This is a genomic window from Polaromonas sp. P1_F8 (genome assembly GCF_056405635.1).
This window is the reverse complement of sequence record NZ_JBFUBS010000001.1, coordinates 1,127,985-1,149,919: the sequence shown is the minus strand read 5'-3', so window position 1 is coordinate 1,149,919 and position 21,935 is coordinate 1,127,985. Positions and strand designations below refer to the sequence as shown.

Genomic DNA, 21,935 nt, shown 5'->3' with positions numbered 1-21,935 from the left:
TAATAGCGTTATGACAATCACCATCTTACCGGCCAGCGCATGGCAGCGGCGCTGACGAGGCGCAAAAACAGCCACGAATCCCCCCTTTTACGGCAAACTGTGCTGTCCTGTTCGCAAATGGCAGGATTGGCAGGGCTGGCTGCCTGAAACTGCCAGCCGTGAAATAAAACTGCGCCTCACCTTATGAAAATAGCCCTGCTGTCCGATGTGCATGCCAACCTGCGTGCACTGGAGGCCTGCCTTGCCCACGCCGCGGAGCAGGGCGCCGGCCGCCTGGCCATACTGGGAGACCTGGTGGGCTATGGCGCGCAGCCGGCCGAGGTGGTGCAACGGATTCGCGACCTGGCTGGGGAGGGCGCCGTCGTGCTCAGGGGCAACCATGACCAGCACACGGTGACGCCGCCCGTACAGGCCCGTTCGGTCGACCAGAGCGGCGCCGCCTGGACGCACGAACGGCTGGACAAGGAGGCTCTGGATTTCCTGGAGAGACTGCCACTGACGGCCACCATTGGCACCGCGCTGCTGGTACACGCCAGTGCCGATTCGCCGGGGCGCTGGCACTATGTGGACAACGAGCGCCGCGCCGAAGCCAGCCTTGACGCTGCATCGCTCGACCCGGACGTACGCTATGTGTTTTGCGGCCACGTACACCAGCAGACGCTGTATTTCCACGGCGCGGGACAGGGGCTGATGCGCTTTCATCCAACCCCGGGTGTGCTCATTCCGGTGCCGGCGCACCGCTACTGGCTCGCCACCGTGGGTTCGGTGGGCCAGCCGCGCGACGGCAATACCAAAGCCATGTATGCACTGTTTGACCCGGAGCTGGCCGAGCTGACTTTCCACCGCGTGGCTTATGACCACCTGGCTGCCGCAGCCGACGTGCGCGCGGCGGGTCTGCCCGCATACTTTGCGCAGCGGCTGGAGGCGGGCCTGTGAGGTTGATGGCACCCGGGACCGTGGTAGATGGATTTGTGGTTGGCGAATGCCTGCATGCCGGCGGCATGGCGCACATCTACCAGGTGGGGTATGCCGACGCAACGCACGCCGTGCCTTTTCCGTTGGTGATGAAGGTCCCGCGCATGACGCCCGGCGACGGCGCGGAAAACATTGTGGGCTTTGAGGTCGAGCTGCAGCTGCTTTCCGTGCTGAGCGGGCCGCATGTGCCGCGGCTGGTGGCTGCGGGAGACCTCGAAAAACTGCCCTACCTGGTGATGGAATACATCCCCGGCCGCACCCTGCAACAACTGCTGGACGAGGCCGCAGCGCCGCTGCCTGCCGAAGAAATTGCCCAGCTGGGTGTGGCAGTGGCCCAGGCGGTGCACAGCCTGCATCTGCAGGATGCCTGCCACCTGGACCTGAAACCGGCGAACGTGCTGATACGCCCCGATGGCCGTGCCGTGCTGCTCGACTTCGGGTTGTCCTGCCATGCGCATTACCCGGACCTGCTGGCTGAAGAGCTGCGCCCCGCCGTCGGCTCCCCGACCTGGATGGCGCCCGAACAGGTGGTGGGCGTGCGGGGCGACCCGCGCAGCGACATCTTTGCCATCGGCGTGATGCTGTACGAACTGGCCACACGGGCGCTGCCTTTTGGCAACCCGCAGACCCGCGGCGGCCTGCGGCAGCGCCTGTGGATGGACCCGGCGCCGCCGCGCGCGCTGCGGCCAGACTTGCCCGAATGGCTGCAGGAAGTGATCCTGCACTGCCTGCAGAACGAGGCTGACCGGCGTTATGCGTCGGCTGCACACCTGGCGCTGGATCTCTCTGACCCAGCGCAGATCGCCGTGACGAGGCTGGGCCAGCGCCTGCAACCCACGGGCTTCTGGATGCATTTCAAGCGGTGGTTGCGCGCAGCGGGCAAAGATTACCAACCCAGCCCGCTGCCTTCCCGGCAAATTGATGCGGCGCCCATCATCATGGTGGCCGTGCCTTACCTGGACGTGAGCGACGTCACGCTGTATTCGCTGCGGCGCGCTGTGATGCGGGTGCTGGGCACGACACCACGCGCGCGGCTGGCCTGCGTGACGGTGATTGATCCTGCGGCAACCCCGGGCCACGACACACAGACGAGCGAAACCACCGTGCACCGGCGCTACCTGGGCATGCTTCGCCAGTGGGCTCAGCCTTTGCACCTGAGCAGCCAGATGGTGTCTTTTCACGTCATCGAATCGGGCGATGTTGCGCAAGCACTGCTGCACTATGCCCAGGGCAATCACGTCAGCATGATCGTGATGGGCGCTGCGACGCATGGCCTGCAGATGCAGCGCCTGCTGGCGACGGTGCCGATCAAGGTCGCCATGGCGGCGCCCTGTACGGTGATTCTGGTGAAGCAGGAATTGCCGTTTGACCGGCTGGCGAGTGAAGCGGTTAATCCACCGGAGCTGGTCAGCACCCATGCGTCACTGGTTTAAGAAAAAAAGCCCTGCAGCCCTTTATGAACGGGCGCAAGGCGCTATCTAAAATGTAGCAAAAATGATCGATTCGTCAGGACCCGGCCATCAGCCTGTGCACCAGGTCGGCCGTGGTGGACGCCTTGTACTTGCGCATCAGGCGGGCGCGGTAGATTTCGACGGTGCGGTGGCTGATCACCAGCGCGCGGCCGATTTCCTTGGAGGTCATGCCGTCCATCAGGTGGGCGGCCACTTCGCGTTCACGCGCGGTGAGCTCGGCCGTGACGGGGCGGCGCGAACTCAGGTCCTCGAAAGTCCAGATGCCAGCCTCGTGCGGTGCGCTTCGGTTAAGCGCCCGCCCCGTGACGTGGCACCAGAAGGTCTCACCTTTGTTGCGGCCATCCACGCGCTTCATGATGCGGTCGTCGGAATACAGACCCTTGGCGTTCAGAATGGGAATCATGCGTGCGCCTATGCGCTCATACTCGTCCGCGCTGGGATAAAGGATCATGAACGACTGGCCGGCGAGCTGTTCACGCGTGGCGCCGAACATCTCGCACAAATGCTGGTTGCAGTCCACAATGGAGCGGTTGCGGGACAGCACCAGCCCCACCGGTGCCAGATCGAATGCGAGCTGGTAATCGACTTCCACAGTACTTACCTTTACGGAAAACTACCTAACTTGATAAGTAGTATCGTAATGGATTGCTGATGGCACCTGCCAGCGTCACGACTCAAGGAGACTATTTGTGAAAAAACTTTTCCCTTCCGCCGCAGAAGCCCTCAAGGGCGTCGTCAAGGACGGCCAGTTGATGGCCGTCGGCGGTTTCGGCCTGTGCGGCATTCCCGAGGCGCTGATCGAAGCCTTGCGCGACAGCCAGGTGAAGAACCTCACCGTTATTTCCAACAACGCCGGTGTTGACGGCTTCGGCCTGGGCAAGCTGCTGGAAACGCGGCAGATCAAAAAAATGATTTCGAGCTATGTCGGCGAGAACAAGGAGTTTGAGCGCCAGTACCTGGCGGGCGAGCTGGAGCTGGACTTCACGCCGCAAGGCACGCTGGCCGAAAAGCTGCGCGCAGGCGGTGCCGGCATTCCGGCCTTCTTCACCAAGACCGGCGTGGGCACGCAAGTGGCCGACGGCAAGGAGCTGCGCGAGTTTGACGGCGAAACTTATGTGATGGAACGTTCACTGGTGCCCGATGTAGCGTTGGTGAAGGCGCACGTGGCCGACAAGTCCGGCAACCTGCGTTTTAACCTCACGGCCCGCAATTTCAATCCGGCCGCCGCAATGGCCGGCAAGATTTGCATCGTTGAAGTGGAGAAAGTCGTTGAGGTCGGCGAGCTCGCCCCCGATGACATCCACCTGCCAGGGATCTATGTGCATCGGATCGTGCTCAATGCAAATCCCGAGAAACGTATTGAGAAGCGAACCATTACCGAGAAAGCGGGAGCCTAATATGAGCCCCCACGTTTGCGGCTTTGCCGCTTCACTGCCCCCCGAGGGGGCGCAAATCGCCCTTGGGGCGGCCCTACGGGAGATTTGACATGCCTTGGACCCAAGACCAGATGGCGGCACGTGCCGCCCAGGAACTCGAAGACGGTTTCTATGTGAACCTCGGCATCGGCATCCCGACGCTGGTGGCCAACTTCACGGGTGACAAGGAAGTGTGGCTGCAGTCGGAAAACGGCATGCTGGGCATTGGCCCATTTCCGACCGAAGACGAAGTGGACGCCGACGTGATCAACGCAGGCAAACAAACCGTGACCACCATCAAGGGCTCATCCATTTTCGGCAGCCATGAAAGCTTCGCGATGATTCGCGGCGGCAAGATCAATTTGTCGATTCTGGGCGCCATGCAGGTCAGCGAAAAAGGCGACCTTGCCAACTGGATGATCCCGGGCAAGATGGTCAAAGGCATGGGCGGGGCCATGGACCTGGTGGCCGGCGTCAAGCGCGTGATCGTCCTGATGGAGCACGTTGCCAAAAAGAAGGACGGCAGCGAAGACATGAAGATCCTGCCGAAGTGCACCCTGCCGCTGACGGGCGTGGGCGTGGTCGACCGCATCATCACCGACCTGGCCGTGATGGACGTGGTGCCCGAAGGCCTCAAGCTGGTGGAGCTTGCACCCGGCGTCACCCGCGAGGTCTTGCAGGCCAAGACGGGTGTCCAGCTGATTTGATCTGTAGCCGGGCGGCGGCTTTTGCACTGCCGCCCGGCAACTTTCAGCGTGCGGCTAACGGCTGCACAGGGTTGCGGAAAACCTGCACCAGGCCCAGCAGGATCGCCAGCATGCCCACCAGGCTCCAAGGCGCCAGGCGGTTGCCCAGCACCAGGTAGTCGAGGGCAGCCGTGCCTGCAGGCACCAGGTAGAACAGGCTGGTGACGTTGACCAGGTTGCCCGCGTGAATCAGGCGGTACAGCAGCAGCGTCGCCACCACAGACATGACAACCCCCATCCACACCAATGCGACCCAGAAGCCGGTGCTCAGATCAACGGTCATCGGCTGAAACGGTGCAAAGAGCAGGCACAGCAACAGGCTGCAGGCCAGCTGCAGCGGCAGCACTTCGCGCGGCGCTTGCTTGACAGACTTCTGCAAAATGGCGCCCAGTGTCATGCAAGCCAATGCGCCGAAAGCAAACAGCATTCCGGTGGCGGTGAAGTGCGCACGCGCAATGCTTTCATACACCACCAGCACCAGTCCGCCCAGGGCCAGGCCGAGGCCCGCCAGGCGCCGCCGCGAGAAGGCCTGCCGCTCCGTTAATGCCAGCGTCAGGATGGGCTGCACGCCCAGCACGGTGGCCAGCACGCCGGGCGTGAGGCCGTGGTCCAGCGCCAGCAAATGGCAGATGGAATAGCTGCCGATCATCAGAAGGCCCGTCACCGCGACGCGTATGCGCGTGCCGGGGGCCGGCAGCCAGCGGCGGCCAACCAGCCCGAGTGCCAGCAGAATGCCGAGCGCGAGGGCAAACCGTAAACCCAGGAAAGCAAATGGGCTGGCATGCTGCAGCCCGAGTTTGGAGAAAAGCGCGCCGCTGCTCCAGATCAGGACGAAAAGGGAAGTCGGGCCGAAGGTGGCCCAGGCCGTGTTTTTTGAAATCATGAAAATTACCTGCCGAAAAAAGGACAAGCTCCAGCGAGCGCACGTGGCGCGGCTGCGCCAGTGGCTGAATCAAACGAGGGCTGGAGAGCTGGACCGGCTGGGACTCAGCCGGGAACGTGCGCGGCCGGCGGGTAAGCGCCGGAAGCGACCACGTTGCGCGGAGGTGCGGCAGGTGGGGGAGCAGTGAAGCCGCCTGTCAGGCGCATGTCATCGGCCAGCAGGGCTGGCGCAGTGGCATGGCTTGAAAAAGGCGTGTACATGGGCAGACTATACCCTGCGAAACGGGTACGGGAGCGATGGCTTCATGAAGGGACGCCGCGCGGGGTTCAGGACGCGGCTTTTTTGCCACGCTTGCTGCGCGTGGCCGAGGGTGACTGCGTGGCCTGGGCGGCCGGTTTTGCGGCAGCCTTGCGCTTCGTTGCGGGTGGTGTTTGCAGCAGCTCGTCTTTTGCGAGGTTTTCAATCATGGCCAGCAGTACCGCGCGCGTGGTTTTGATGTCTTCGGGTGCAATGCCTTCAATGCTGACGTTGTTGGTATCTTCGGCCAAAGGCACCAGCAGCTTCTTGAGCGCCCGGCCCTTGTCGCTCAGGTGCACGTACATGTTTTTCTTGTTGGTGGGCAGCTGCTTGCGCACGATGTAGCCCAGCGACTCCATGGCCTTCATCGCAATGAACGTCGTGGGTTCCATCACGCCTGCGCGCGCGCTGAGCTCCTTTTGCGTCAGCCCGTCCGACTCCCAGAGAATGCGCAGGAAGGTCCAGTGGCCAAAGGGAACACCATGCTCTGCCAGGCGCACCTGCAGCGCGCGGTGAAAGGCGCGTGAGGCATCGCGGATCAGGTGCGCGAGGCGGTCATTGGGAACGGCTTCACGCCAGTGCCGGATGATGTTTTGGGTGTCGTTGGTCATGAACCGGCATTGTGACGCACTTGATACCCCGGCTGGCAATCCCGCCCGGTGCGGGCCGACTCCAGCAGTGCCAGGCACACCGCCGTGGTGGCCCGGGCCCATTCACCGCTATGCACCGGTGAGTCGCCGTTCACCACCGCGGCAAAGAGCTCGTCGATCACTTCCCGGCGCGGGACTGTCGGGGCAGGAAGGGGTTGGAAGGTTTTTTCGCCGTCAGCGTATATGGTGATTCCGGCCGGGCCGGGGCGAAGATCAGCTTTTTCGCAGCTGACGATGAACTGGCCAAAGTGCTGGTGCTGCAGGCCTTGCGGCAGGGCGTTGCCGGCCATGTACAGGCTGCCGCCGTAGTTGCGCGCTGCTTTCAGCGCGGCTTCTTCAGCCGGGGTGGACGCAACCTGCAGCCGTTTGCGGGCGGCGCTATAGTCATTCGGGTTTTTGGCCTGGCCCATTTCGCCAACGTTGTCCAGCAACTCGTCCGAGTCGTAGTGGCCGTAGCCGCTGTAGGTGGCCGATGCGAACGCACCGCCTTCAAATTCGACCAGTGCGCTGTAGGCACCTTCGGTGGGGCGGGCGGCGTCCCAGGCGCCGGTGTGGGCACGCACGCTGCGCACCAGCCCGCCGCCCAGCAACCGGACGATGTCCATCTGGTGCGTGGCCTGGCTATGGATCACGCCACCACCGGCTGCCGTGTCGAGTTCCTCCGGCCGGCGCGGGCGATAGAGGAAGTCGGTGTAGTTCATGGCGTGAATCATCTTCACCGCGCCGTAGCGGCCGCTGTCGATGAGTTCGCACGTGCGCCGTATCGGCATGTTGAAGCTGTGACTGTGGCCGACGATGAGGTGAACGCCTGTGCTGCGGGCCGCTTCAATCATGCTGGTGCATTCGTCAACCGTCAGGGCCATCGGCTTTTCCACCAGCACATGTTTACCGAAGGAGGCGGCGAGGCGCACGTGCTCCGCATGGAACTGGTGGGGCGATGCGATGTAGAGCACTTCCACGGCCGGATTGGCGCACAGCGCTTCGATAGATTCGTAGCTGGGCGCGCCGAAATCTTTTTCAAACTGCGCCCGGGCCTGGGCAATCGGGTCGGTCGCGCCCACCAGCGTGACGCGGCTGTCATGCACAAAGGTGGGCAGCATGAGCGTGAACGCCCGTCCCAGGCCCACCACGCCCATCTTCAGTGTGCGGTTTGTCACAAGTCCAGTACCAGTTCAGGCGATTTTGCCCGCGAGACGCAGACCATGATGTGGTCAGCCTTTTCCTCGTCGGTCAGCACCATGTCGCGGTGCTCGGCCTCGCCTGCCAGCAGGCGGGTCTTGCAGGTGCCGCAGGTGCCGCTTTCGCAAGAGCTGGCCACGCGCAGGCCTGTGCCGCGCAAGGCCTCCAGAATGGTTTGTTCTGCACTAACCTCGACGCTCTTCCCGCTCTTTTGAAGCCGCACGGTAAAGGGCGTGTTATCGGCATACACCGTGGCGTCGACGCCGAAGCTTTCAAAATGCACCGAACCCGAAGGCCAGTGGCCCGACATGTCGGCCACGCTGTCCATCAGGCCTTTGGGGCCGCAGCAGTAAATGTGCGCGGCGGTGGGCTTTTCAAACACCGGCCACAGGTCCAGCGCCTGGTCGATGTCGCCGTTGTCGTGGTGAATCTGCACCTGGCCAGCAAACTCGGATTGCAGCTCGTGGATGAACGCCGTGCTGCCCGCATCGCGCGTGCAGTAGTAGAGCTTGAAGCTGGTGTTCGTGCGCTTGAGGTAGCGCATCATCGATAGCACCGGCGTGATGCCGATACCGCCCGCCACGAAGATCGACTCAGCGGCGTGGCTTGCCAGTTTGAAGTTATTGCGCGGCGCGCTGACTGGTAGCAACTGCCCCGCCTGCACGTCATCCGCCATGCTGACGGAGCCGCCACGGCCACGCTCATCACGCTTGACAGCGATCTGCCAGGCGCCGTTGTCAGCCGGGTCGCTGCACAGGGAATAGTTGCGCCGCACACCGCTCGGCACTTCAACCGTCAGATGCGAGCCGGGCGTGAAGGCGGGCAGAGGCGCGCCGTCCGGATGACGCAACTCGAACAGGTAAATGCCTTGTGCAACCGCTTCCTTCCGGACCACCCGCAGATTAAAAAAATCCGGCTCAATGGCGGCCGCGGCGGGGCTGCCTGCTGCGACGCTAGGGTTAACGCTCATCGTTGTCTCCGTATGGTGATTGACAAATGTCAAAAGCCCGATATTCTTAGTGTGCTAAGAATAATCTGCTTGCCCCGGATTTGCAAGCTGCTTTTGATTTCATGCCGAGCCCATGAATTTGCAACTGACGTGAAGGATATTTGTGATGTTGACCGCTGAAGAAAATGACCTGTTGTGCCGCGTGGAGGGCCAGGCTTCCATGGGCCAGTTGATGCGCCGCCACTGGACGCCGGTATGCCTGATCGAAGAAGTCAGTGAGCCTGACGGCACGCCCGTAAAGGCACGCGTGTTCGGTGAAGACCTAGTGGTGTTTCGCGACACCAAGGGCCGGGTCGGTGTGATGGACGAATACTGCCCGCACCGGCGCGTGTCGCTGGTGTTTGGCCGCAACGAAGATTGCGGCCTGCGCTGCCTCTATCACGGCTGGAAGATGGATGTGGAGGGCAATGTCCTGGAGATGGTCTCCGAGCCCGCCGCTAGCGGCATGGCGCAAAAGGTCAAGCATCTGGCCTACCCGGTGAAGGAGTGGGGCGGTTTTGTCTGGGCTTACATGGGGCCGAAAGAGACGCAACCTGATTTCGTGCCACCGGCCTGGGCCCCCACCGCCGACACGAAGGTGACGATTGCCAAAGCCTTGATTCCCTGCAACTGGGCACAAATCCTGGAAGGCGCGATCGACTCGGCCCACAGCTCCAGCCTGCATTCTTCAGACATGGTGCCGGCGCGCGTGGAAGGCGCCGAGGCCACGGATACCAACTGGCTGCGGCCCTCTACCGACAAGGCGCCGCGCATGCAGGTGGAGCGCGGCTCCTACGGTTTCCGTTACGCGGCCATACGTCGCCCCATCAAGAACGCGGCGGCCAATGACTACATTCGCTCGACCGTGTTTGTGGCGCCCGCCACCGCGCTGATCCCGCCCAACAACCTGTACAACGTTGCCAACATCAACGTGCCGATGGACGATACCAACACCGCGTTCTATTTCATCGCCTGGGGCCATCCGTCGCAGACGCCTGACACCGGCACCTGGCGCAAATTCCTTGGCCAGCAGCTGGGTGAGGATCTGGACGAAAAATACCAGCCGCTGCGCAACCGTGCCAACCACTTCTGGCAGGACCGCGAAGCCATGAAGGCCGGCAATTTCACCGGCATTACCGGTTTCCCCAACCAGGACATCGCCATGTGGGTGACCATGGGGCCGATTGCTGACAGAACGCACGAACGTCTGGGCGCCAGCGACATGGCGGTGGTGGAGTTCCGCAAGCAGATGCTGGAGGCAGTGAGCGCGTTCCAGGCGGGGGAAGCCGCCATCGGCACAGGCGAGTTCCGTATTCCGCCCAGCGTGGTCGCTTTTCAGGCTATTGTTCCGAAAACGACGGACTGGCGTGCCTACCAGGCGTCCTGTGTGTGGGATTCCCGCGAGCCAGCGCTGGAGCCGTCCTATTCCACATAGGGCGCCACATAGGGCATTTTCTGCCTCTGTGCTTCTTTTCCGCCATGACACTTTAAAAAATCATCAGGAGACATATCATGAAACAGCGCCGTCATCTTCTTCATCTGCTAGGGGCCAGCGCCATGCTGGCAGCCGGCAACCTGCTGCCGATGTTCGCAGCTGCCCAGGGCGCCTACCCCAATCGCCCCATCAAGTTCGTGGTGCCCTACGCGGCCGGCGGCCTGCCCGACACCGTGGCCCGCATTTTTGCGCAGCGGCTGGGCGACAAGCTCGGCCAGTCGGTGGTGGTCGACAACCGGCCGGGCGCCAACGGTGTGGTGGCCGCGCAGGCGCTGGCCACCGCCCCGAAAGACGGCTACACCTTCCTGGTGACGGACGGCTCGATGTTCTCCATCAACCCAGCCATCTACAAAAGCCTGGGTTACGACTTCAAACGCGATTTCATGCCCGTGTCGCTCGCGGCTCGCGCGCCGCTGTACCTGGCGGTTCACCCCAAAGTACAGGTCAATACATTTCAGGAGTTCATCGCGCTCGCCAAGGCCAAACCAGGAACCTTGAACTACGGCTCTTCAGGTATCGGCAGCACGCACCACCTGACCATGGAGGCGCTGAAGGCATCGCTCGGCCTGCAAATCACCCATGTGCCGTTCAAGGGCACGGGCCAGTCGGTTCCGGCGCTGATCGGTGGGCAGGTCGACGTGCTGTTTTCGGCGCTGCCGTCCCTGGCCGGTTTTGTGAAAGGCGGGCAGGTCAAGCTGCTGGCCAACAATGCGGCCCAGCGCTCCAGCCAGGAGCCCAATGTGCCGGCGATTGCGGAAACCATTCCTGGGTTTGACTTCGCGCCCATCGTGGGCGTGCTGGCTGCCACGGGCACGCCGGCGAGTGCGATAGAGCGCATCAGCGCCGAGATGGCGCAGATCGCCAGGATGCCGGAAGTCATCAGCACGCTGAACAACGCCGGCATCGAGCCCATCGGCAGCAGCCCTGCCGACTACAACAAGGCCATCCTTGGTGAAAACGAGCGCCTGGCCAAAGCCATTGTGGCGTCGGGCATCAAGCCGGAATAACTCTCAGGAACACACTGCGACATGTCAAAACTGAAACTGACCTTCGGCTGCTGGAACTATGACCGCACCCGCGCCTTGATGGACGGGAGCTTGCAACCCGATGGCATTGACCTGAACTACCTCAACATGCCGGTGGAAGAAACCTTCTTTCGCATGCTGCGGCACAAGGAGTTTGATGCGGCTGAAATGTCGCTGTCGTCGTACACCGTCTCGATGTTCAATGAGTCGCGGCCGTTTGTGGCGATCCCGGTGTTTCCCTCGCGCTTCTTCCGCCATTCCTGCATCTATGTGAATGCCAACTCCGGTATTCGCGAGGCGAAGGATTTGATTGGCAAGCGCGTCGGCAATCCCGAATACCAGATGACGGCACCGGTGTGGATACGCGGCATCCTGTCCGACCACTACGGCGTCCCTGTTGACAGCGTGACCTACTTCACCGGCGGCGAAGAGGAACCCGGCCGCTCTGAAAAGATCAAACTGGATTTGCCGCCCAACATCAAGGTCGAGCGCATCGGCCCCGGGCAGACACTGGCGCAGATGCTGCTCGACGGCGAGATCGATGCCCTCTACACCGCGCGTATGCCTTCGAGCTTTTTGAAAGGTGGAGGCAAAGTCAAACGCCTCTTTGAAGACTACGAACAGGTCGAGCGCAACTATTTCCAGGAAACGAAAATTTTCCCCATCATGCACACGGTGGCAATTCGCCGTGACGTGTATGAAGCCAACCGCTGGGTGGCGCGCTCGCTGATGAAAGCGCTGGAGGAGTCGCAGCGGCGCACTTACGAAGATCTGTACGAAACAGCGGCACTCAAAGTCATGCTGCCCTGGTTGACTTCGCACGTCGAGCAGGTCAGGCGTGAGATGGGCGAAGACTTCTGGCCTTACGGATTCGAGAAGAACGAAGCCACGCTGCAGACCTTCTTGCGGTACTCGTTTGAGCAGGGCCTCTCCAAGCGGCTGCTCACGCCGCAGGAGCTCTTTGCCCCCGAGTCACTGGAAGCTTTCAAGATCTGACATCGTGATGAATGCTCCTGTTTTGATAGCTGGTTGCGCACGTCTTATAAGGGCTTGATGCCGATTTGATGCTTGATCTGGATGTCTGATACCTTTTTCGGTTACCTGCTGGCCAGCGTTGCGCTGCTGCTTTTCACGGTCTCCATTCTGGTCACCAAGGTAGCGTCCAGCCGCCTGGAGCTTGGCCTGGGCTTTCTCATCGCAGCTTCCTCCAACGTGGCGTTTTCTGCGTTGGCCACGCTGGTGCAGATGGGTCTGCGCACGGATGGCTTGCATTGGAATGCGCAGGCGTTCTGGCTTTTTGCCGCTGCCGGCGCATTTGCCACTTACCTGGGGCGCTGGTTTTTTTACGAGTCCGTGGTGCGTTTCGGACCGGCCAAAGCCAGTGTTTTCCAGATCAGCAGCCCGCTGTTCACCGCACTGACGGCCTGGCTGCTGCTGGGAGAGCGTCTGAGCATGCTGGTGGCGCTGGGCATGGTCATGACGATAGGCGGCCTGATGCTGGTCAGCTACAAGCCCGGCTTTTTTTTGCGCCGCGGTTCCACGCCAGCGCTGGTGCCCGACGGAGGCCCCGCACCTGCAGCCACGCGGCCCACCGCGCTTCAGCGGGCGCTGCAATCCGCCTTTTTGCTGGGCATGGGCAGCTCGCTGGCGTATGCGATCGGCAATGTGCTCAGGGGGTCAGCTGTGCGCAGCTGGAATGAACCCGTTGTGGGCGCATTGATAGGCGCCGCCAGCGGCCTGGCCCTGCTCCTGTTTTTCAGCGCCGACAAGCGCGCCATGGCTGCCCGCCTGCGCTCAGCCAGTCGCATTGGCATGGCGCTCTACGCCCTGATCGGCGTGACCACCATTTCAGCCCAGATGTGCGTGATCGGCGCCATGCGCTACATACCGCTGTCCGTTGCCACACTGGTCACGCTGTGTACGCCAGTGTTGGTTTTTCCGCTGAGCCATCTGCTGTTCAAAGACCAGGACGCCATCAAGGCCACCACGCTGGCGGGCAGTGGCTTGACTTTGCTGGGTATCTTCATCATCGTGATGCGTTGACGCACCGACCCTGACCCGGAAACTCAATACCGCAGTGCCAAAAGGGCACCCAGCCGGCACAGCCCCGATGGTTGGGGTACGCGGTTACGAAGGAACTCAAGGCACAGATATCCTGGAAGGCCCCGAAGCAGTATGCCGGTCCCTGAGGCAGGCCCCATGTGCGCCGGCGATCAGCGGGCTTCGAGGCCTTCAAAGCACGTGCTCAGCACCAGGGCGACGATTTCATCGTCGGTGTACAGCTCTCCCATTTTCAAAAATTCCAGCACGGGATCGCAGGCGCGGGCGTACAGGGTGTACAGCACGGCGATGGGCGGGAGCTTGGGATTGAGCGCGCCTTTTGCCTGCGCCGCCTCAATCCAGGCTCCCAGCCGGTCACTCACGTCCATGAGCCCGTCCATGTAGTCCTTGTTGGCTATCAGCGCGGTGCGCAGGCTGGAGTTCTGGCTGGGTAGCGAGGGCATTTCACCCGCCAGCTTCAGGCCCATGGTCCAAGCCACCACTTTGCGCAGCTTGTCCACGGCGGACAACTCGGGCTGCAAGTCGTCCAGAAAGGCCTGCGCCCGGCGCATGACGGACACCATGGCCGCCGCGGCGAGGTCTTCCTTGCTGGGGAAGTGCTTGTAAAGGCTGGCTTTGGCAATGCCCACGTCGGCCGCCACTTCGTCCACCGTCATGGCTTCAAACCCTTTTTCAGCCAGCAAACGGTTCACCGACTGGATGATGGCGTCTTCACGCGCCAGCAGCATTTGTGCCTTGAAGGAGGCCTTGGGGGGGAGGGGGCTCGTCATGCTGTGATTTTAGCCAGTTTAGTTTGAAAAAAGAATTGTGAGGAAATATTAATACTGAATGGTTTTAATAAATACTGAGTAGTATAGAATTGACCTGAGCAATTCAAGGAGTGCGGGTGTCAATCAAAGTAGCCATCGTCGGTTCGGGTATTTCAGGCTTGGCGGCCGCCCATGCCCTCAGGGGCAAGGCGGACATCACGCTGCTGGAGGCAGGTGCCTGGTTTGGCGGGCATACCCACACCGTCGACGTGACGCTTCCCACACCGCGCGGTGACGTCACTCACGGGGTGGATACAGGATTTCTGGTCCTTAACGAGCGCACCTACCCGCAACTGATCAAGCTCCTGGCGGAGCTGGACGTGGCAAGCGTCAAGTCAGAGATGTCGTTTTCGGTGCAGACCGACGATTTCGGCAACGGCCGCGCCATGGAATGGAGCGGCTCCAGCCTGAACACCGTGTTTGCGCAACGTGGCAATCTGGCCAATCCGCGCTTTTGGGGCATGCTGCGCGACCTGCTGCGCTTTAACGCCCTGACCAGCCGCATGGCCCACGGCGGAACCGAAGCGCAACTGGGCCAGTCGCTCGGAAAGTTCCTGGACGAGCACGGCTTCGGCGCCGCGTTTCGCGACTGGTACTTCCTGCCCATGATGGCCTGCATCTGGAGCTGCCCCACCGCGCAGATGCTGCAGTTCCCGGTGTCGACCATGGTGCGCTTTTGCCACAACCACGGCTTGCTGCAAATCACCAACCGCCCCCAGTGGTGGACCGTGCAGGGCGGAGCCAGGCACTATGTTGAAAAAATCACCGCGGGCATTGCGGACAAGCGGCTGAACACCCCGGTGCGCCGCATCGAACACGTTGGCAACACGCCGGACGGCAAAGCCAGCGTGCGCATTCACACCGACGCGGGCGCCGAGCTGTTTGACAGGGTCATCATCGCCACCCATTCCGACCAGGCCCTGCGCATGCTGGCCGCGCCGACGGAGCAGGAGTGTGAAACCCTGGGCGCCATTCACTACCAGTCCAACAAGGCCGTGCTGCACACGGATGCCTCGGTTCTGCCGACGCGCAGGGCGGCATGGGCGGCCTGGAACTATGAGCGTGCAGGCGGAGCCGAACAGGAGGGCGCGCGGGTGTGCCTGCACTACCTGATCAACCGCCTGCAGCCCCTGCCCTGGGAACAGCCGGTGGTCGTATCCCTGAACCCGGTACGCCCCATCGCACAGGAAAAAATCATCGGCGAGTACGACTACACCCACCCGGTGTTCGACCTGGCCGCCGTGGCGGCGCAAACCCGCATGCCGGCGCTGCAGGGCAAAAATCATCGCTACTTTGCGGGCGCGTGGATGGGCTACGGTTTTCATGAAGACGGCCTCAAGGCCGGGCTGGCTGCCGCCGCGCAGCTGTTGGCGGACGCATGAGCCAGCCCGTGCCGCTCATCGGTTTCGGCCAGGTGCGCCACACCCGCCTGCGCCCGCGGCGCCACGCGTTTGTTTACCCCACGTACTTCCTGATGCTGCCGCTGCGCAGCCTGCAAAAGCAGGCGCCGCAACCGGGCCAGTGGCGCATCAATCGCGGGGGCGCGCTGAGCTTTTTCGAGGCCGACCACGGCGACGGGCGCGCGCCGGAGCAGGGCGGCGCCATCGCCTGGCTGGACGAAGTGTTGCGGCGCGAGGGCATCCATGACGCGACCGGCGAGGCCTGGCTGCACACCTATCCGCGCGTGCTGGGCTACACCTTCAAGCCGGTGAGCTTCTGGTATTGCCACCGCGCGGCGGGCGACCACGAGGGCGGTCTGCGCGCCATCGTGGTGGAAGTCAACAACACCTTCGGCGAGCGTCACTGCTATGTGCTGGACGCCCCGCGCTATGGCGTGGAGCAGCGCGCGGACAAGGTGTTTCACGTCTCCCCCTTCAACCCGGTGCAGGGCCACTACCGCTTTCGCTTCATGCGCAGCGAACACGGCGAACAGGACGGACAGGACGGACAGGCGCGTACGGTGGCCCGCGTGGATTTCTACGACGAAGTCGTCGCCGACGCCGCCGTGCTGCAGACCAGCGTGAGCGGCACGCTGCAGGCCATCACGCCCGCCGTCCTGCGCGGCACCCTGTGGCGCTATCCCGCGATGACGCTGGGCGTGGTGCTGCACATCCACGTCCAGGCGCTGCGCCTGTGGCTGAAAAAAGTGCCTTTCTTTCGCAAACCCGCGCCGCCGCAAAGCTTTGTCTCGCGCTAGAGGCGCACGCGCAATGCATAAGCCCCATTCCAGGAGTCCGACATGAACGCCGTTACCCGCACCGTCCAAGGCCTTGCGTTTCCAAATGATGCGCCGGCCGCCGCCCGAAGCGCGCTGCGCTTGCTGCAAAACCTGCGCCACGGCGCGCTGACCCTGCACCTGCCCGACGGCTCGCAGCGCCGCTTTGGCGAGCACCCGCAGCAGCACGACATGCATATGCCCGGACACCCCAGCGCCAGCATCACGTTGCACAACTGGAAGGTGTTCGGCGCCGCGCTCAAGTCCGGCGACATTGGCTTTGCCGAGAGCTACATCGCCGGGGACTGGAGTACGCCCGACCTGACCCAACTGCTCAAGCTGTTCTCCGCCAACCGCCGGGAGGTCGACGCCATGATCTTCGGCACATGGTTCGGGCGGCTGCTGTACCGCGTCAAGCACCTGCTGCACCACAACAGCCGCGCGAACAGCCGCAAGAACATCCATGCCCACTACGATCTGGGCAACCCGTTTTACCGCTTGTGGCTGGATGAGACCATGAACTACTCCGGCGCCTGGTTTGACGGCGATCTTTCGCGCCCCTTGCCCGAGGCGCAGAACGCCAAGGTGCGCCGCGCGCTGGACATGGCCGGCGTGAAGCCCGGCGACCGCGTGCTGGAAATTGGCTGCGGCTGGGGCGCGCTTGCCGAGCAGGCCGCCGTCGAACGCGGCGCGGCCGTGGTGGGCGTGACGCTGAGCACCGAGCAACTGGCCTATGCCAATGCCCGCATGCAGCGCCTGGGCGTCGGCACCGGCGCGGGCGGGCGGGCCGACCTGCGCCTGCAGGACTACCGCGACATCCCGGACGCGCCGTTTGATGCGATCTGCTCCATCGAGATGGTGGAGGCTGTGGGCCAGGCCTATTGGCCCACGTACTTTGCCGCCGTGAGCCGCCTGCTCAAACCCGGCGGGCGGGCCTGCGTGCAAAGCATCGTGATCAACGACGCGCTGTTCGACCGTTATGTCGGGTCGACCGACTTCATCCAGCAGTACATCTTTCCCGGCGGCTGCCTGCCGTGCCCGCGGGAATTCCGCCGCCAGGCCCAGGCGGTGGGGCTGGAGGTGGTGGACGAATTCGCCTTCGGCGCCGACTACGCCGAGACGCTGCGCCGCTGGCGCGACGCCTTCATCGCCCGCAAGGCCGAGGTGGCGGCGCTCGGCTTTGACGAACGGTTTATGCGCATCTGGGAGTTTTACCTGGGCTACTGCGAGGCTGCCTTTGACACGGGTGATATCAACCTGATGCAGTACACCCTGCGCAAACCTGAAGCGCTTTCGATATGAAAAACGCATCTGCTTGCGCGATATTGGCGGTCATTGGGTGCTTGTCTTGCTTGCAAGTTCAGGCTCAGCCCCTTCCGCAAGAGCTACGCTCCGCCTTGCCTGCGGCCAGCCTGTCGGGTCAGGCTAATTTGAAATTCTGGGGCCTTGAGGTTTACCGGGCGACCCTCTGGGTTGCACCAGGATTCGACGGGCCAGCCTATGAAAAAAGCCCGTTTGCGCTGGAGCTGGCTTACCTGCGTGACTTCAAAGGGGCCGACATTGCCCGGCGATCCATTGCGGAGATGCGCCGCCAGGCGGCCATCACCCCGGCGCAGGAAGCCGCCTGGGAAAACCAGATGCGCGCGCTGTTCCCGGATGTCAAAACCGGCGATCGCATCACCGGGGTGCACCAGCCCGCCACGGGCGCGGTATTCTGGAGCAACGGCCGCCTGCTCGGTGAAGTGCGCGACCCGCTGTTTGCCAAACTCTTCTTCGGCATCTGGCTGTCACCGCAAACCTCCGAGCCGCAAATGCGCCGCGCGCTGCTGGCGCAGGAGAAATCCCCGGCCCCGGTGGGTGCCGCACCATGAATCCCTCTATGGCCGCGCGCATCGAAGCGGAGCCCCGGGTTCTGGGTCTGAGCGGCGGGGCGCGCTACGGCCTGCTGGGGTTGCCCCTGGCGTTTTGCGCCCTGCCGCTTTATGTCTTGATGCCCAATCTGTACACGCGCCATTGGGGTGTTTCGCTCGCGGCTTTGGGCGCCGTGCTCCTGGGCGCACGTCTGCTCGACGCGGTCATCGATCCGTTGTTGGGCCGCTTGTGCGATCGACTCTATGTCGTATCGCTTCGCGCCGTGCTGGTGATGGGCGCGGTGGCCGCGGCCGTACTGGCAGTGGGATTTTCTTTTTTGTTTGTGCCGTTGGTGAGTGATCCCACCGCACTGCTCTGGTGGGCGGGGTTCTGGCTGGTCGTGACCTATGCAGCCTACAGCGCTTTGTCTATTGCGCACCAGTCCTGGGGCGCCATGCTGGGCGGCGACGCGCTGTATCGCAGCCGCGTCGTGGCCTGGCGCGAAGGGCTGGGCCTGGTGGGCGTGCTGCTCGCGTCGGTCACGCCCGCGCTGCTGGGCGTGCCCGTCATGCTGGCCCTGCTGGTCGCCGGCCTTGCAGGCGGCTGGTGGGCCTGGCGCGCGGCGCCCCGGCCCAAGCGCCGCCATGCAGCGGCAAGCGCCGCGGACAGCACCGCCGGCGCGCTCCGGCATCCGTGGCGCAATCCCGACTTTCGCCGCCTCCTGGGCGTCTACCTGCTCAACGGCATCGCCAGCGCCATCCCTGCCACCCTCGTGCTGTTTTTCCTGCAAGACCGTTTGTTGGCCAGCGAGGCCATGCAGTCCGCCGCGCTGGCTGTGTACTTTGTGTGCGGCGCGCTGTCCATGCCGCTGTGGCTGCGCGGGGTCAAGAGCTGGGGGCTGGCGCACAGCTGGCGCTTTGGCATGCTGCTGTCCATTGCCGTTTTTCTGGGGGCGAGCCGGCTGGGCGCGGGCGACGCATCCTGGTTTTTGCTGGTGTGCGCCTTGTCGGGCGCGGCTTTGGGCAGCGACCTGGTCCTTCCCGGCGCGCTGCTGGCCGGGGTCATTGCCAGGGCCGGTGACCGCGGCCGCGCCGAAGGGGCTTACTTCGGCTGGTGGAACTTCGCCACCAAGCTGAACCTGGCGCTGGCCGCCGGCCTGGCCCTGCCTTTGCTGGGCTGGCTCGGCTATGTGCCCGGCGTGCGGGATGCCAACGCCTCCGCCGTGCTCACCGCCGCCTACTGCCTCCTTCCCTGCGCGCTCAAAGCCCTGGCGGCCGGTGCGCTCCATTTTTTCATCCTCCCAACCACGGCCCAGCCGCACACCCCATGACACAACGCACTTTTTTCCACCGCTCACGCCTTCTCGCCGTCGTGGTGTGCGCCGCCTTGCTGGGCGCATGCAGCACGCCGCAAGTCCAGGACTACGCCAAGGAGGCCCCGGTGCTGGAGTTGAGAGACTACTTCAACGGCACGCTCGACGCCTACGGCATCTTCACCGACCGCTCCGGCAAGGTCGTCAAGCGTTTTAGCGTGGTGATGACCTGCACCTGGAAAGGCGACGCCGGCGTGCTCGACGAAGCCTTCAGCTATTCCGACGGCACGACCCAGCGGCGTATCTGGCGCCTCACGCGCCACGCCGACGGCCGCTACACCGGCCAGGCCGACGACGTGGTCGGCACCGCCGAGGGCCGGCAAAGCGGCAATGCGTTCAACTGGGCTTACACCCTGGCCTTGCCGGTGGACGGCAGGGTGATAGAGGTGCAGTTTGACGACTGGATGTACCTCATGAACGACAAAGTCATGCTCAACAAGGCCGCCATGCGCAAGTGGGGTGTGGGCCTGGGCGAAGTGACGCTGTCCTTCATCAAGCGATAGATCAGCATGGCACTGAACTCCCGCATGGCGGACTGGCGCGGCCGCACGGTCTGGCTGGTGGGCGCCTCCACCGGCATAGGACGGGCCACCGCTTCGGCGCTGCACGCCCGGGGCGCGAAGGTGGTGGTTTCGGCCCGCGGCGTGGATGCGCTCAACGCCTTCGTCGACGCCCACCCCGGCGCCCTGGCCCTGCCGCTGGACGTCACCGACGCGCAGGCCGTCAAGGCCGCCGCCTTAACCCTGGCCGCGCAGGATGCGTTGGACTGCGTCGTCTACTGCGCGGGCCACTACCACGCCATGGACGCCACCCACATGGACCTGGGTGACCTGCTACGCCACAACGAAGTCAATTACCTCGGCGCGCTCTACTTGCTGGACGCCGTGGTGCCGCAGCTGCTGGCGCGGCCGCCGAACCCGCGCAACGGCCAGCGCGGCCACATCAGCCTCATGGGCAGCGTCGCCGGCTACCGCGGCCTGCCCAACAGCCTGGCCTACGGCCCCACCAAGGCCGCGCTCATCAACCTCGCCGAGACCTTGTACCTGGACCTGCAACCCCGGGGTGTGGGTGTTGCGCTGATCAATCCCGGCTTTGTCAACACGCCGCTCACGCAACAGAACCAGTTCAAAATGCCCGCCTTGATCAGCCCCGAACAGGCGGCCCAGGAAATACTCAAGGGCTGGGCACGCGGAGAATTTGAAATCCACTTCCCCAAACGCTTTACCCTCTGGATGAAAGCCCTGCGGCTTTTGCCCTATTTCCTATTTTTCGCGGCGACCCGTCGCCTCAGGCAGGCCTAGAAATCCATGAACTTCGCCAACTACGCTGTCGACCGCATTGCAGACACCTTCCAGACCCTCACCCCCGCGGGCGTGGAAACGCTGGGCGCCATCTACGCTCCCGATGCACGTTTTAAAGATCCGTTCAACGATGTGCATGGCTTGCCCGCGATCCAGCAGATCTACAGCCACATGTATGAGACCCTGGAGAACCCGCGCTTCGTCATCACCGGGCGCATCGTGCAAGGCACGCAATGCTTTCTGACCTGGGAGTTCCACTTTGCGTTCAAACGTTTTCAGCGGGGAAGGGCGCAGTGCATCCTGGGCGGCTCGCACCTGGTGCTGGACGGCGAAGGCCGCATCACGCTGCACCGCGATTACTGGGACGCGGCTGAAGAGCTGTATGAAAAGCTGCCCGTGATCGGCAGCCTGATGAGATGGATGAAGCGACGCAGCAATTCGTGAGCCGGCCAGGCGCGGCAAGCCATGTGGTGCAAAAAGCCGGACGATGGAGCGGGTGATGGGAATCGAACCCACGCTATTTGCTTGGGAAGCAAAAGTTCTGCCATTGAACTACACCCGCAGTACTACCCATTATAGAAGCGGTCGCCCAGCGGAGCCAGCCAAGCCTGAGCTGTCGATCACGGCCGCAGGTAAGCCCAGCCTTCGTGCTGCTTTTTCATGATTTCGGTGACGCCGGCGGGCACATAGCTGATGCCGGCCAGCATGTCGTCTTTGGTCAGCTTCTGGCCGCGCATGGTGTTTTCGCAGGCGGTGACCTTGATGCCGGCTTTGGCGGCGTCGGCGACGCGCGCGCCGGTGGGCGACTCCAGCTTGAGCATGCTGATGCCGGGGCCGTAGGCGACGATTTCAATGTCGACGTTGGCGGCGCCCACGTCGTCCTGCAGGTTTTTGGCGTTGTTCAGCGCCAGGTTCCACTTGGCCGGGTCGTTGTCACTGACCTGGATCACAATTCCCTGACGTTTTGTGCCTGCAGCGCCCGCTGGTTGAGCGCGAGCAGCTATCAAAAAAGGAGCAAAAAGGGCCAGCGAGCCGACGGCCCCGGCCTGGATGAAGAGTCTGCGGTTCATGTCGGTGTGTCTCCTGAAAGGGAGGGCTCATTTCAACACAACGGCCGCATGAAACAAGCCCCCAAGCTCGTGAGAGGCTTGGGGGCTTTCAGGCTCGGGGGAGAACCGGCGGGCTCTACCGCTTTTGCCTC

The 21,935-nt window shown here is 63.1% G+C and carries 24 protein-coding genes and 1 tRNA gene; 16 read left to right on the top strand and 9 right to left on the bottom strand.

From position 1 onward, the window contains the following. The first annotated feature begins 183 nt into the window (after positions 1-183). Complete coding sequence (locus tag AC1D1J_RS05405; protein WP_477694074.1) at positions 184-936, top strand: metallophosphoesterase family protein; 753 nt, start codon at positions 184-186, stop codon at positions 934-936. Further along, complete coding sequence (locus AC1D1J_RS05400) at positions 933-2,408, top strand: protein kinase domain-containing protein (protein WP_477694073.1); 1,476 nt, start codon at positions 933-935, stop codon at positions 2,406-2,408. The genes AC1D1J_RS05405 and AC1D1J_RS05400 overlap by 4 nt, the downstream gene beginning before the upstream one ends. Before the next feature lie 73 nt (positions 2,409-2,481). Here the strand turns inward: AC1D1J_RS05400 and AC1D1J_RS05395 are convergent, their stop codons facing one another. After that, the gene (locus tag AC1D1J_RS05395; protein WP_457280177.1) at positions 2,482-3,039 is read right to left on the bottom strand and encodes a helix-turn-helix transcriptional regulator; all 558 of its coding nucleotides are present in this window, start codon (positions 3,037-3,039) and stop codon (positions 2,482-2,484) included. Positions 3,040-3,136: 97 nt separating this feature from the next. On the opposite strand from AC1D1J_RS05395, the gene AC1D1J_RS05390 reads away from it, so the two are divergent. Both AC1D1J_RS05390 and AC1D1J_RS05385 read left to right on the top strand, forming a co-directional pair. Next, positions 3,137-3,844 (top strand): CoA transferase subunit A, encoded by a 708-nt coding sequence (locus AC1D1J_RS05390; protein WP_477694072.1) that lies wholly within the window; start codon positions 3,137-3,139, stop codon positions 3,842-3,844. A gap of 89 nt (positions 3,845-3,933) precedes the next feature. Further along, on the top strand, positions 3,934-4,569 hold the full coding sequence (locus AC1D1J_RS05385) for a 3-oxoacid CoA-transferase subunit B (RefSeq protein WP_477685273.1): 636 nt from the start codon (positions 3,934-3,936) through the stop codon (positions 4,567-4,569). Positions 4,570-4,612: 43 nt separating this feature from the next. Here the strand turns inward: AC1D1J_RS05385 and AC1D1J_RS05380 are convergent, their stop codons facing one another. The 5 genes from AC1D1J_RS05380 to AC1D1J_RS05360 all read right to left on the bottom strand — a co-directional run bounded on the left by AC1D1J_RS05380 (position 4,613) and on the right by AC1D1J_RS05360 (position 8,587). Beyond that, a complete protein-coding gene (locus tag AC1D1J_RS05380; protein ID WP_477694071.1) occupies positions 4,613-5,491 on the bottom strand; it encodes a DMT family transporter in 879 nt (292 codons plus the stop codon). Between the two features lie 104 nt (positions 5,492-5,595). Next, positions 5,596-5,751 (bottom strand): hypothetical protein, encoded by a 156-nt coding sequence (locus AC1D1J_RS05375; protein ID WP_477646178.1) that lies wholly within the window; start codon positions 5,749-5,751, stop codon positions 5,596-5,598. Positions 5,752-5,817: 66 nt separating this feature from the next. Further along, a complete protein-coding gene (locus AC1D1J_RS05370) occupies positions 5,818-6,399 on the bottom strand; it encodes a MarR family winged helix-turn-helix transcriptional regulator (RefSeq protein WP_477685275.1) in 582 nt (193 codons plus the stop codon). Next, positions 6,396-7,595 carry a Gfo/Idh/MocA family protein gene (locus tag AC1D1J_RS05365; protein WP_477694070.1) on the bottom strand — a complete coding sequence of 400 codons (1,200 nt, stop codon included), beginning with the start codon at positions 7,593-7,595 and terminating at the stop codon, positions 6,396-6,398. Before AC1D1J_RS05365 ends, AC1D1J_RS05370 begins: the two co-directional genes overlap by 4 nt. Next, complete coding sequence (locus AC1D1J_RS05360; RefSeq protein ID WP_477694069.1) at positions 7,592-8,587, bottom strand: PDR/VanB family oxidoreductase; 996 nt, start codon at positions 8,585-8,587, stop codon at positions 7,592-7,594. The genes AC1D1J_RS05365 and AC1D1J_RS05360 overlap by 4 nt, the downstream gene beginning before the upstream one ends. Positions 8,588-8,732: 145 nt before the next feature. Between AC1D1J_RS05360 and AC1D1J_RS05355 the strand changes: the two genes are divergently transcribed. The 4 genes from AC1D1J_RS05355 (at position 8,733) to AC1D1J_RS05340 (ending at position 13,168) form a co-directional block, all read left to right on the top strand. Then, positions 8,733-10,040 carry a Rieske 2Fe-2S domain-containing protein gene (locus AC1D1J_RS05355; protein WP_477694068.1) on the top strand — a complete coding sequence of 436 codons (1,308 nt, stop codon included), beginning with the start codon at positions 8,733-8,735 and terminating at the stop codon, positions 10,038-10,040. Positions 10,041-10,117: 77 nt separating this feature from the next. Further along, entirely contained in the window at positions 10,118-11,107 is a 990-nt protein-coding gene (locus AC1D1J_RS05350) for a Bug family tripartite tricarboxylate transporter substrate binding protein (RefSeq protein WP_477694067.1), read from the top strand. Positions 11,108-11,128: 21 nt separating this feature from the next. Beyond that, positions 11,129-12,121 (top strand): substrate-binding domain-containing protein, encoded by a 993-nt coding sequence (locus tag AC1D1J_RS05345; protein ID WP_477694066.1) that lies wholly within the window; start codon positions 11,129-11,131, stop codon positions 12,119-12,121. A gap of 81 nt (positions 12,122-12,202) precedes the next feature. Then, positions 12,203-13,168: a DMT family transporter gene (locus AC1D1J_RS05340; protein WP_477694065.1), complete on the top strand. Its 966-nt coding sequence runs from the start codon at positions 12,203-12,205 to the stop codon at positions 13,166-13,168. A gap of 170 nt (positions 13,169-13,338) precedes the next feature. On the opposite strand, the gene AC1D1J_RS05335 is transcribed toward AC1D1J_RS05340, so the two are convergent. After that, positions 13,339-13,956, bottom strand: a complete 618-nt coding sequence (locus AC1D1J_RS05335) for a TetR/AcrR family transcriptional regulator (protein WP_477665675.1) — start codon at positions 13,954-13,956, stop codon at positions 13,339-13,341. Between the two features lie 122 nt (positions 13,957-14,078). Between AC1D1J_RS05335 and AC1D1J_RS05330 the strand changes: the two genes are divergently transcribed. The 8 genes from AC1D1J_RS05330 to AC1D1J_RS05295 all read left to right on the top strand — a co-directional run bounded on the left by AC1D1J_RS05330 (position 14,079) and on the right by AC1D1J_RS05295 (position 21,178). After that, positions 14,079-15,377: an NAD(P)/FAD-dependent oxidoreductase gene (locus AC1D1J_RS05330; RefSeq protein ID WP_477694472.1), complete on the top strand. Its 1,299-nt coding sequence runs from the start codon at positions 14,079-14,081 to the stop codon at positions 15,375-15,377. Further along, the gene (locus tag AC1D1J_RS05325) at positions 15,374-16,192 is read left to right on the top strand and encodes a DUF1365 domain-containing protein (RefSeq protein WP_477694064.1); all 819 of its coding nucleotides are present in this window, start codon (positions 15,374-15,376) and stop codon (positions 16,190-16,192) included. Before AC1D1J_RS05330 ends, AC1D1J_RS05325 begins: the two co-directional genes overlap by 4 nt. Before the next feature lie 42 nt (positions 16,193-16,234). Continuing rightward, a complete protein-coding gene (locus tag AC1D1J_RS05320; RefSeq protein WP_477694063.1) occupies positions 16,235-17,512 on the top strand; it encodes a class I SAM-dependent methyltransferase in 1,278 nt (425 codons plus the stop codon). Positions 17,513-17,607: 95 nt separating this feature from the next. Beyond that, positions 17,608-18,081, top strand: coding sequence for a chalcone isomerase family protein (locus AC1D1J_RS05315; RefSeq protein WP_477694062.1), 474 nt, complete (start codon positions 17,608-17,610; stop codon positions 18,079-18,081). Beyond that, complete coding sequence (locus AC1D1J_RS05310) at positions 18,078-19,391, top strand: MFS transporter (RefSeq protein WP_477694061.1); 1,314 nt, start codon at positions 18,078-18,080, stop codon at positions 19,389-19,391. Before AC1D1J_RS05315 ends, AC1D1J_RS05310 begins: the two co-directional genes overlap by 4 nt. Beyond that, positions 19,388-19,936 (top strand): DUF3833 domain-containing protein, encoded by a 549-nt coding sequence (locus tag AC1D1J_RS05305; RefSeq protein WP_477694060.1) that lies wholly within the window; start codon positions 19,388-19,390, stop codon positions 19,934-19,936. The genes AC1D1J_RS05310 and AC1D1J_RS05305 overlap by 4 nt, the downstream gene beginning before the upstream one ends. A 6-nt stretch (positions 19,937-19,942) precedes the next feature. Next, positions 19,943-20,734 (top strand): SDR family NAD(P)-dependent oxidoreductase, encoded by a 792-nt coding sequence (locus AC1D1J_RS05300; RefSeq protein ID WP_477694059.1) that lies wholly within the window; start codon positions 19,943-19,945, stop codon positions 20,732-20,734. A 6-nt stretch (positions 20,735-20,740) separates the two neighbouring features. Next, positions 20,741-21,178 carry a nuclear transport factor 2 family protein gene (locus AC1D1J_RS05295; protein ID WP_477694058.1) on the top strand — a complete coding sequence of 146 codons (438 nt, stop codon included), beginning with the start codon at positions 20,741-20,743 and terminating at the stop codon, positions 21,176-21,178. A 44-nt stretch (positions 21,179-21,222) separates the two neighbouring features. Here AC1D1J_RS05295 and AC1D1J_RS05290 read toward each other — a convergent pair. Together AC1D1J_RS05290 and AC1D1J_RS05285 are read right to left on the bottom strand one after the other, a co-directional pair. Next, a tRNA-Gly gene (locus tag AC1D1J_RS05290) sits at positions 21,223-21,296 on the bottom strand. Positions 21,297-21,354: 58 nt separating this feature from the next. Continuing rightward, positions 21,355-21,804 (bottom strand): DsrE family protein, encoded by a 450-nt coding sequence (locus tag AC1D1J_RS05285; RefSeq protein ID WP_477694057.1) that lies wholly within the window; start codon positions 21,802-21,804, stop codon positions 21,355-21,357. Between the last annotated feature and the right edge of the window lie 131 nt (positions 21,805-21,935).

Bases quoted from the DNA above. Each gene is read 5' to 3' on its own strand.
- AC1D1J_RS05355 (WP_477694068.1), top strand. From the start codon at position 8,733: ATGTTGACCGCTGAAGAAAATGACCTGTTGTGCCGCGTGGAGGGCCAG.
- AC1D1J_RS05380 (WP_477694071.1), bottom strand. From the start codon at position 5,491: ATGATTTCAAAAAACACGGCCTGGGCCACCTTCGGCCCGACTTCCCTT.
- AC1D1J_RS05310 (WP_477694061.1), top strand. From the start codon at position 18,078: ATGAATCCCTCTATGGCCGCGCGCATCGAAGCGGAGCCCCGGGTTCTG.
- AC1D1J_RS05375 (WP_477646178.1), bottom strand. From the start codon at position 5,751: ATGTACACGCCTTTTTCAAGCCATGCCACTGCGCCAGCCCTGCTGGCC.
- AC1D1J_RS05285 (WP_477694057.1), bottom strand. From the start codon at position 21,804: ATGAACCGCAGACTCTTCATCCAGGCCGGGGCCGTCGGCTCGCTGGCC.
- AC1D1J_RS05340 (WP_477694065.1), top strand. From the start codon at position 12,203: ATGTCTGATACCTTTTTCGGTTACCTGCTGGCCAGCGTTGCGCTGCTG.
- AC1D1J_RS05300 (WP_477694059.1), top strand. From the start codon at position 19,943: ATGGCACTGAACTCCCGCATGGCGGACTGGCGCGGCCGCACGGTCTGG.
- AC1D1J_RS05370 (WP_477685275.1), bottom strand. From the start codon at position 6,399: ATGACCAACGACACCCAAAACATCATCCGGCACTGGCGTGAAGCCGTT.
- AC1D1J_RS05320 (WP_477694063.1), top strand. From the start codon at position 16,235: ATGAACGCCGTTACCCGCACCGTCCAAGGCCTTGCGTTTCCAAATGAT.
- AC1D1J_RS05335 (WP_477665675.1), bottom strand. From the start codon at position 13,956: ATGACGAGCCCCCTCCCCCCCAAGGCCTCCTTCAAGGCACAAATGCTG.
- AC1D1J_RS05360 (WP_477694069.1), bottom strand. From the start codon at position 8,587: ATGAGCGTTAACCCTAGCGTCGCAGCAGGCAGCCCCGCCGCGGCCGCC.
- AC1D1J_RS05325 (WP_477694064.1), top strand. From the start codon at position 15,374: ATGAGCCAGCCCGTGCCGCTCATCGGTTTCGGCCAGGTGCGCCACACC.
- AC1D1J_RS05305 (WP_477694060.1), top strand. From the start codon at position 19,388: ATGACACAACGCACTTTTTTCCACCGCTCACGCCTTCTCGCCGTCGTG.
- AC1D1J_RS05350 (WP_477694067.1), top strand. From the start codon at position 10,118: ATGAAACAGCGCCGTCATCTTCTTCATCTGCTAGGGGCCAGCGCCATG.
- AC1D1J_RS05295 (WP_477694058.1), top strand. From the start codon at position 20,741: ATGAACTTCGCCAACTACGCTGTCGACCGCATTGCAGACACCTTCCAG.
- AC1D1J_RS05405 (WP_477694074.1), top strand. From the start codon at position 184: ATGAAAATAGCCCTGCTGTCCGATGTGCATGCCAACCTGCGTGCACTG.
- AC1D1J_RS05345 (WP_477694066.1), top strand. From the start codon at position 11,129: ATGTCAAAACTGAAACTGACCTTCGGCTGCTGGAACTATGACCGCACC.
- AC1D1J_RS05385 (WP_477685273.1), top strand. From the start codon at position 3,934: ATGCCTTGGACCCAAGACCAGATGGCGGCACGTGCCGCCCAGGAACTC.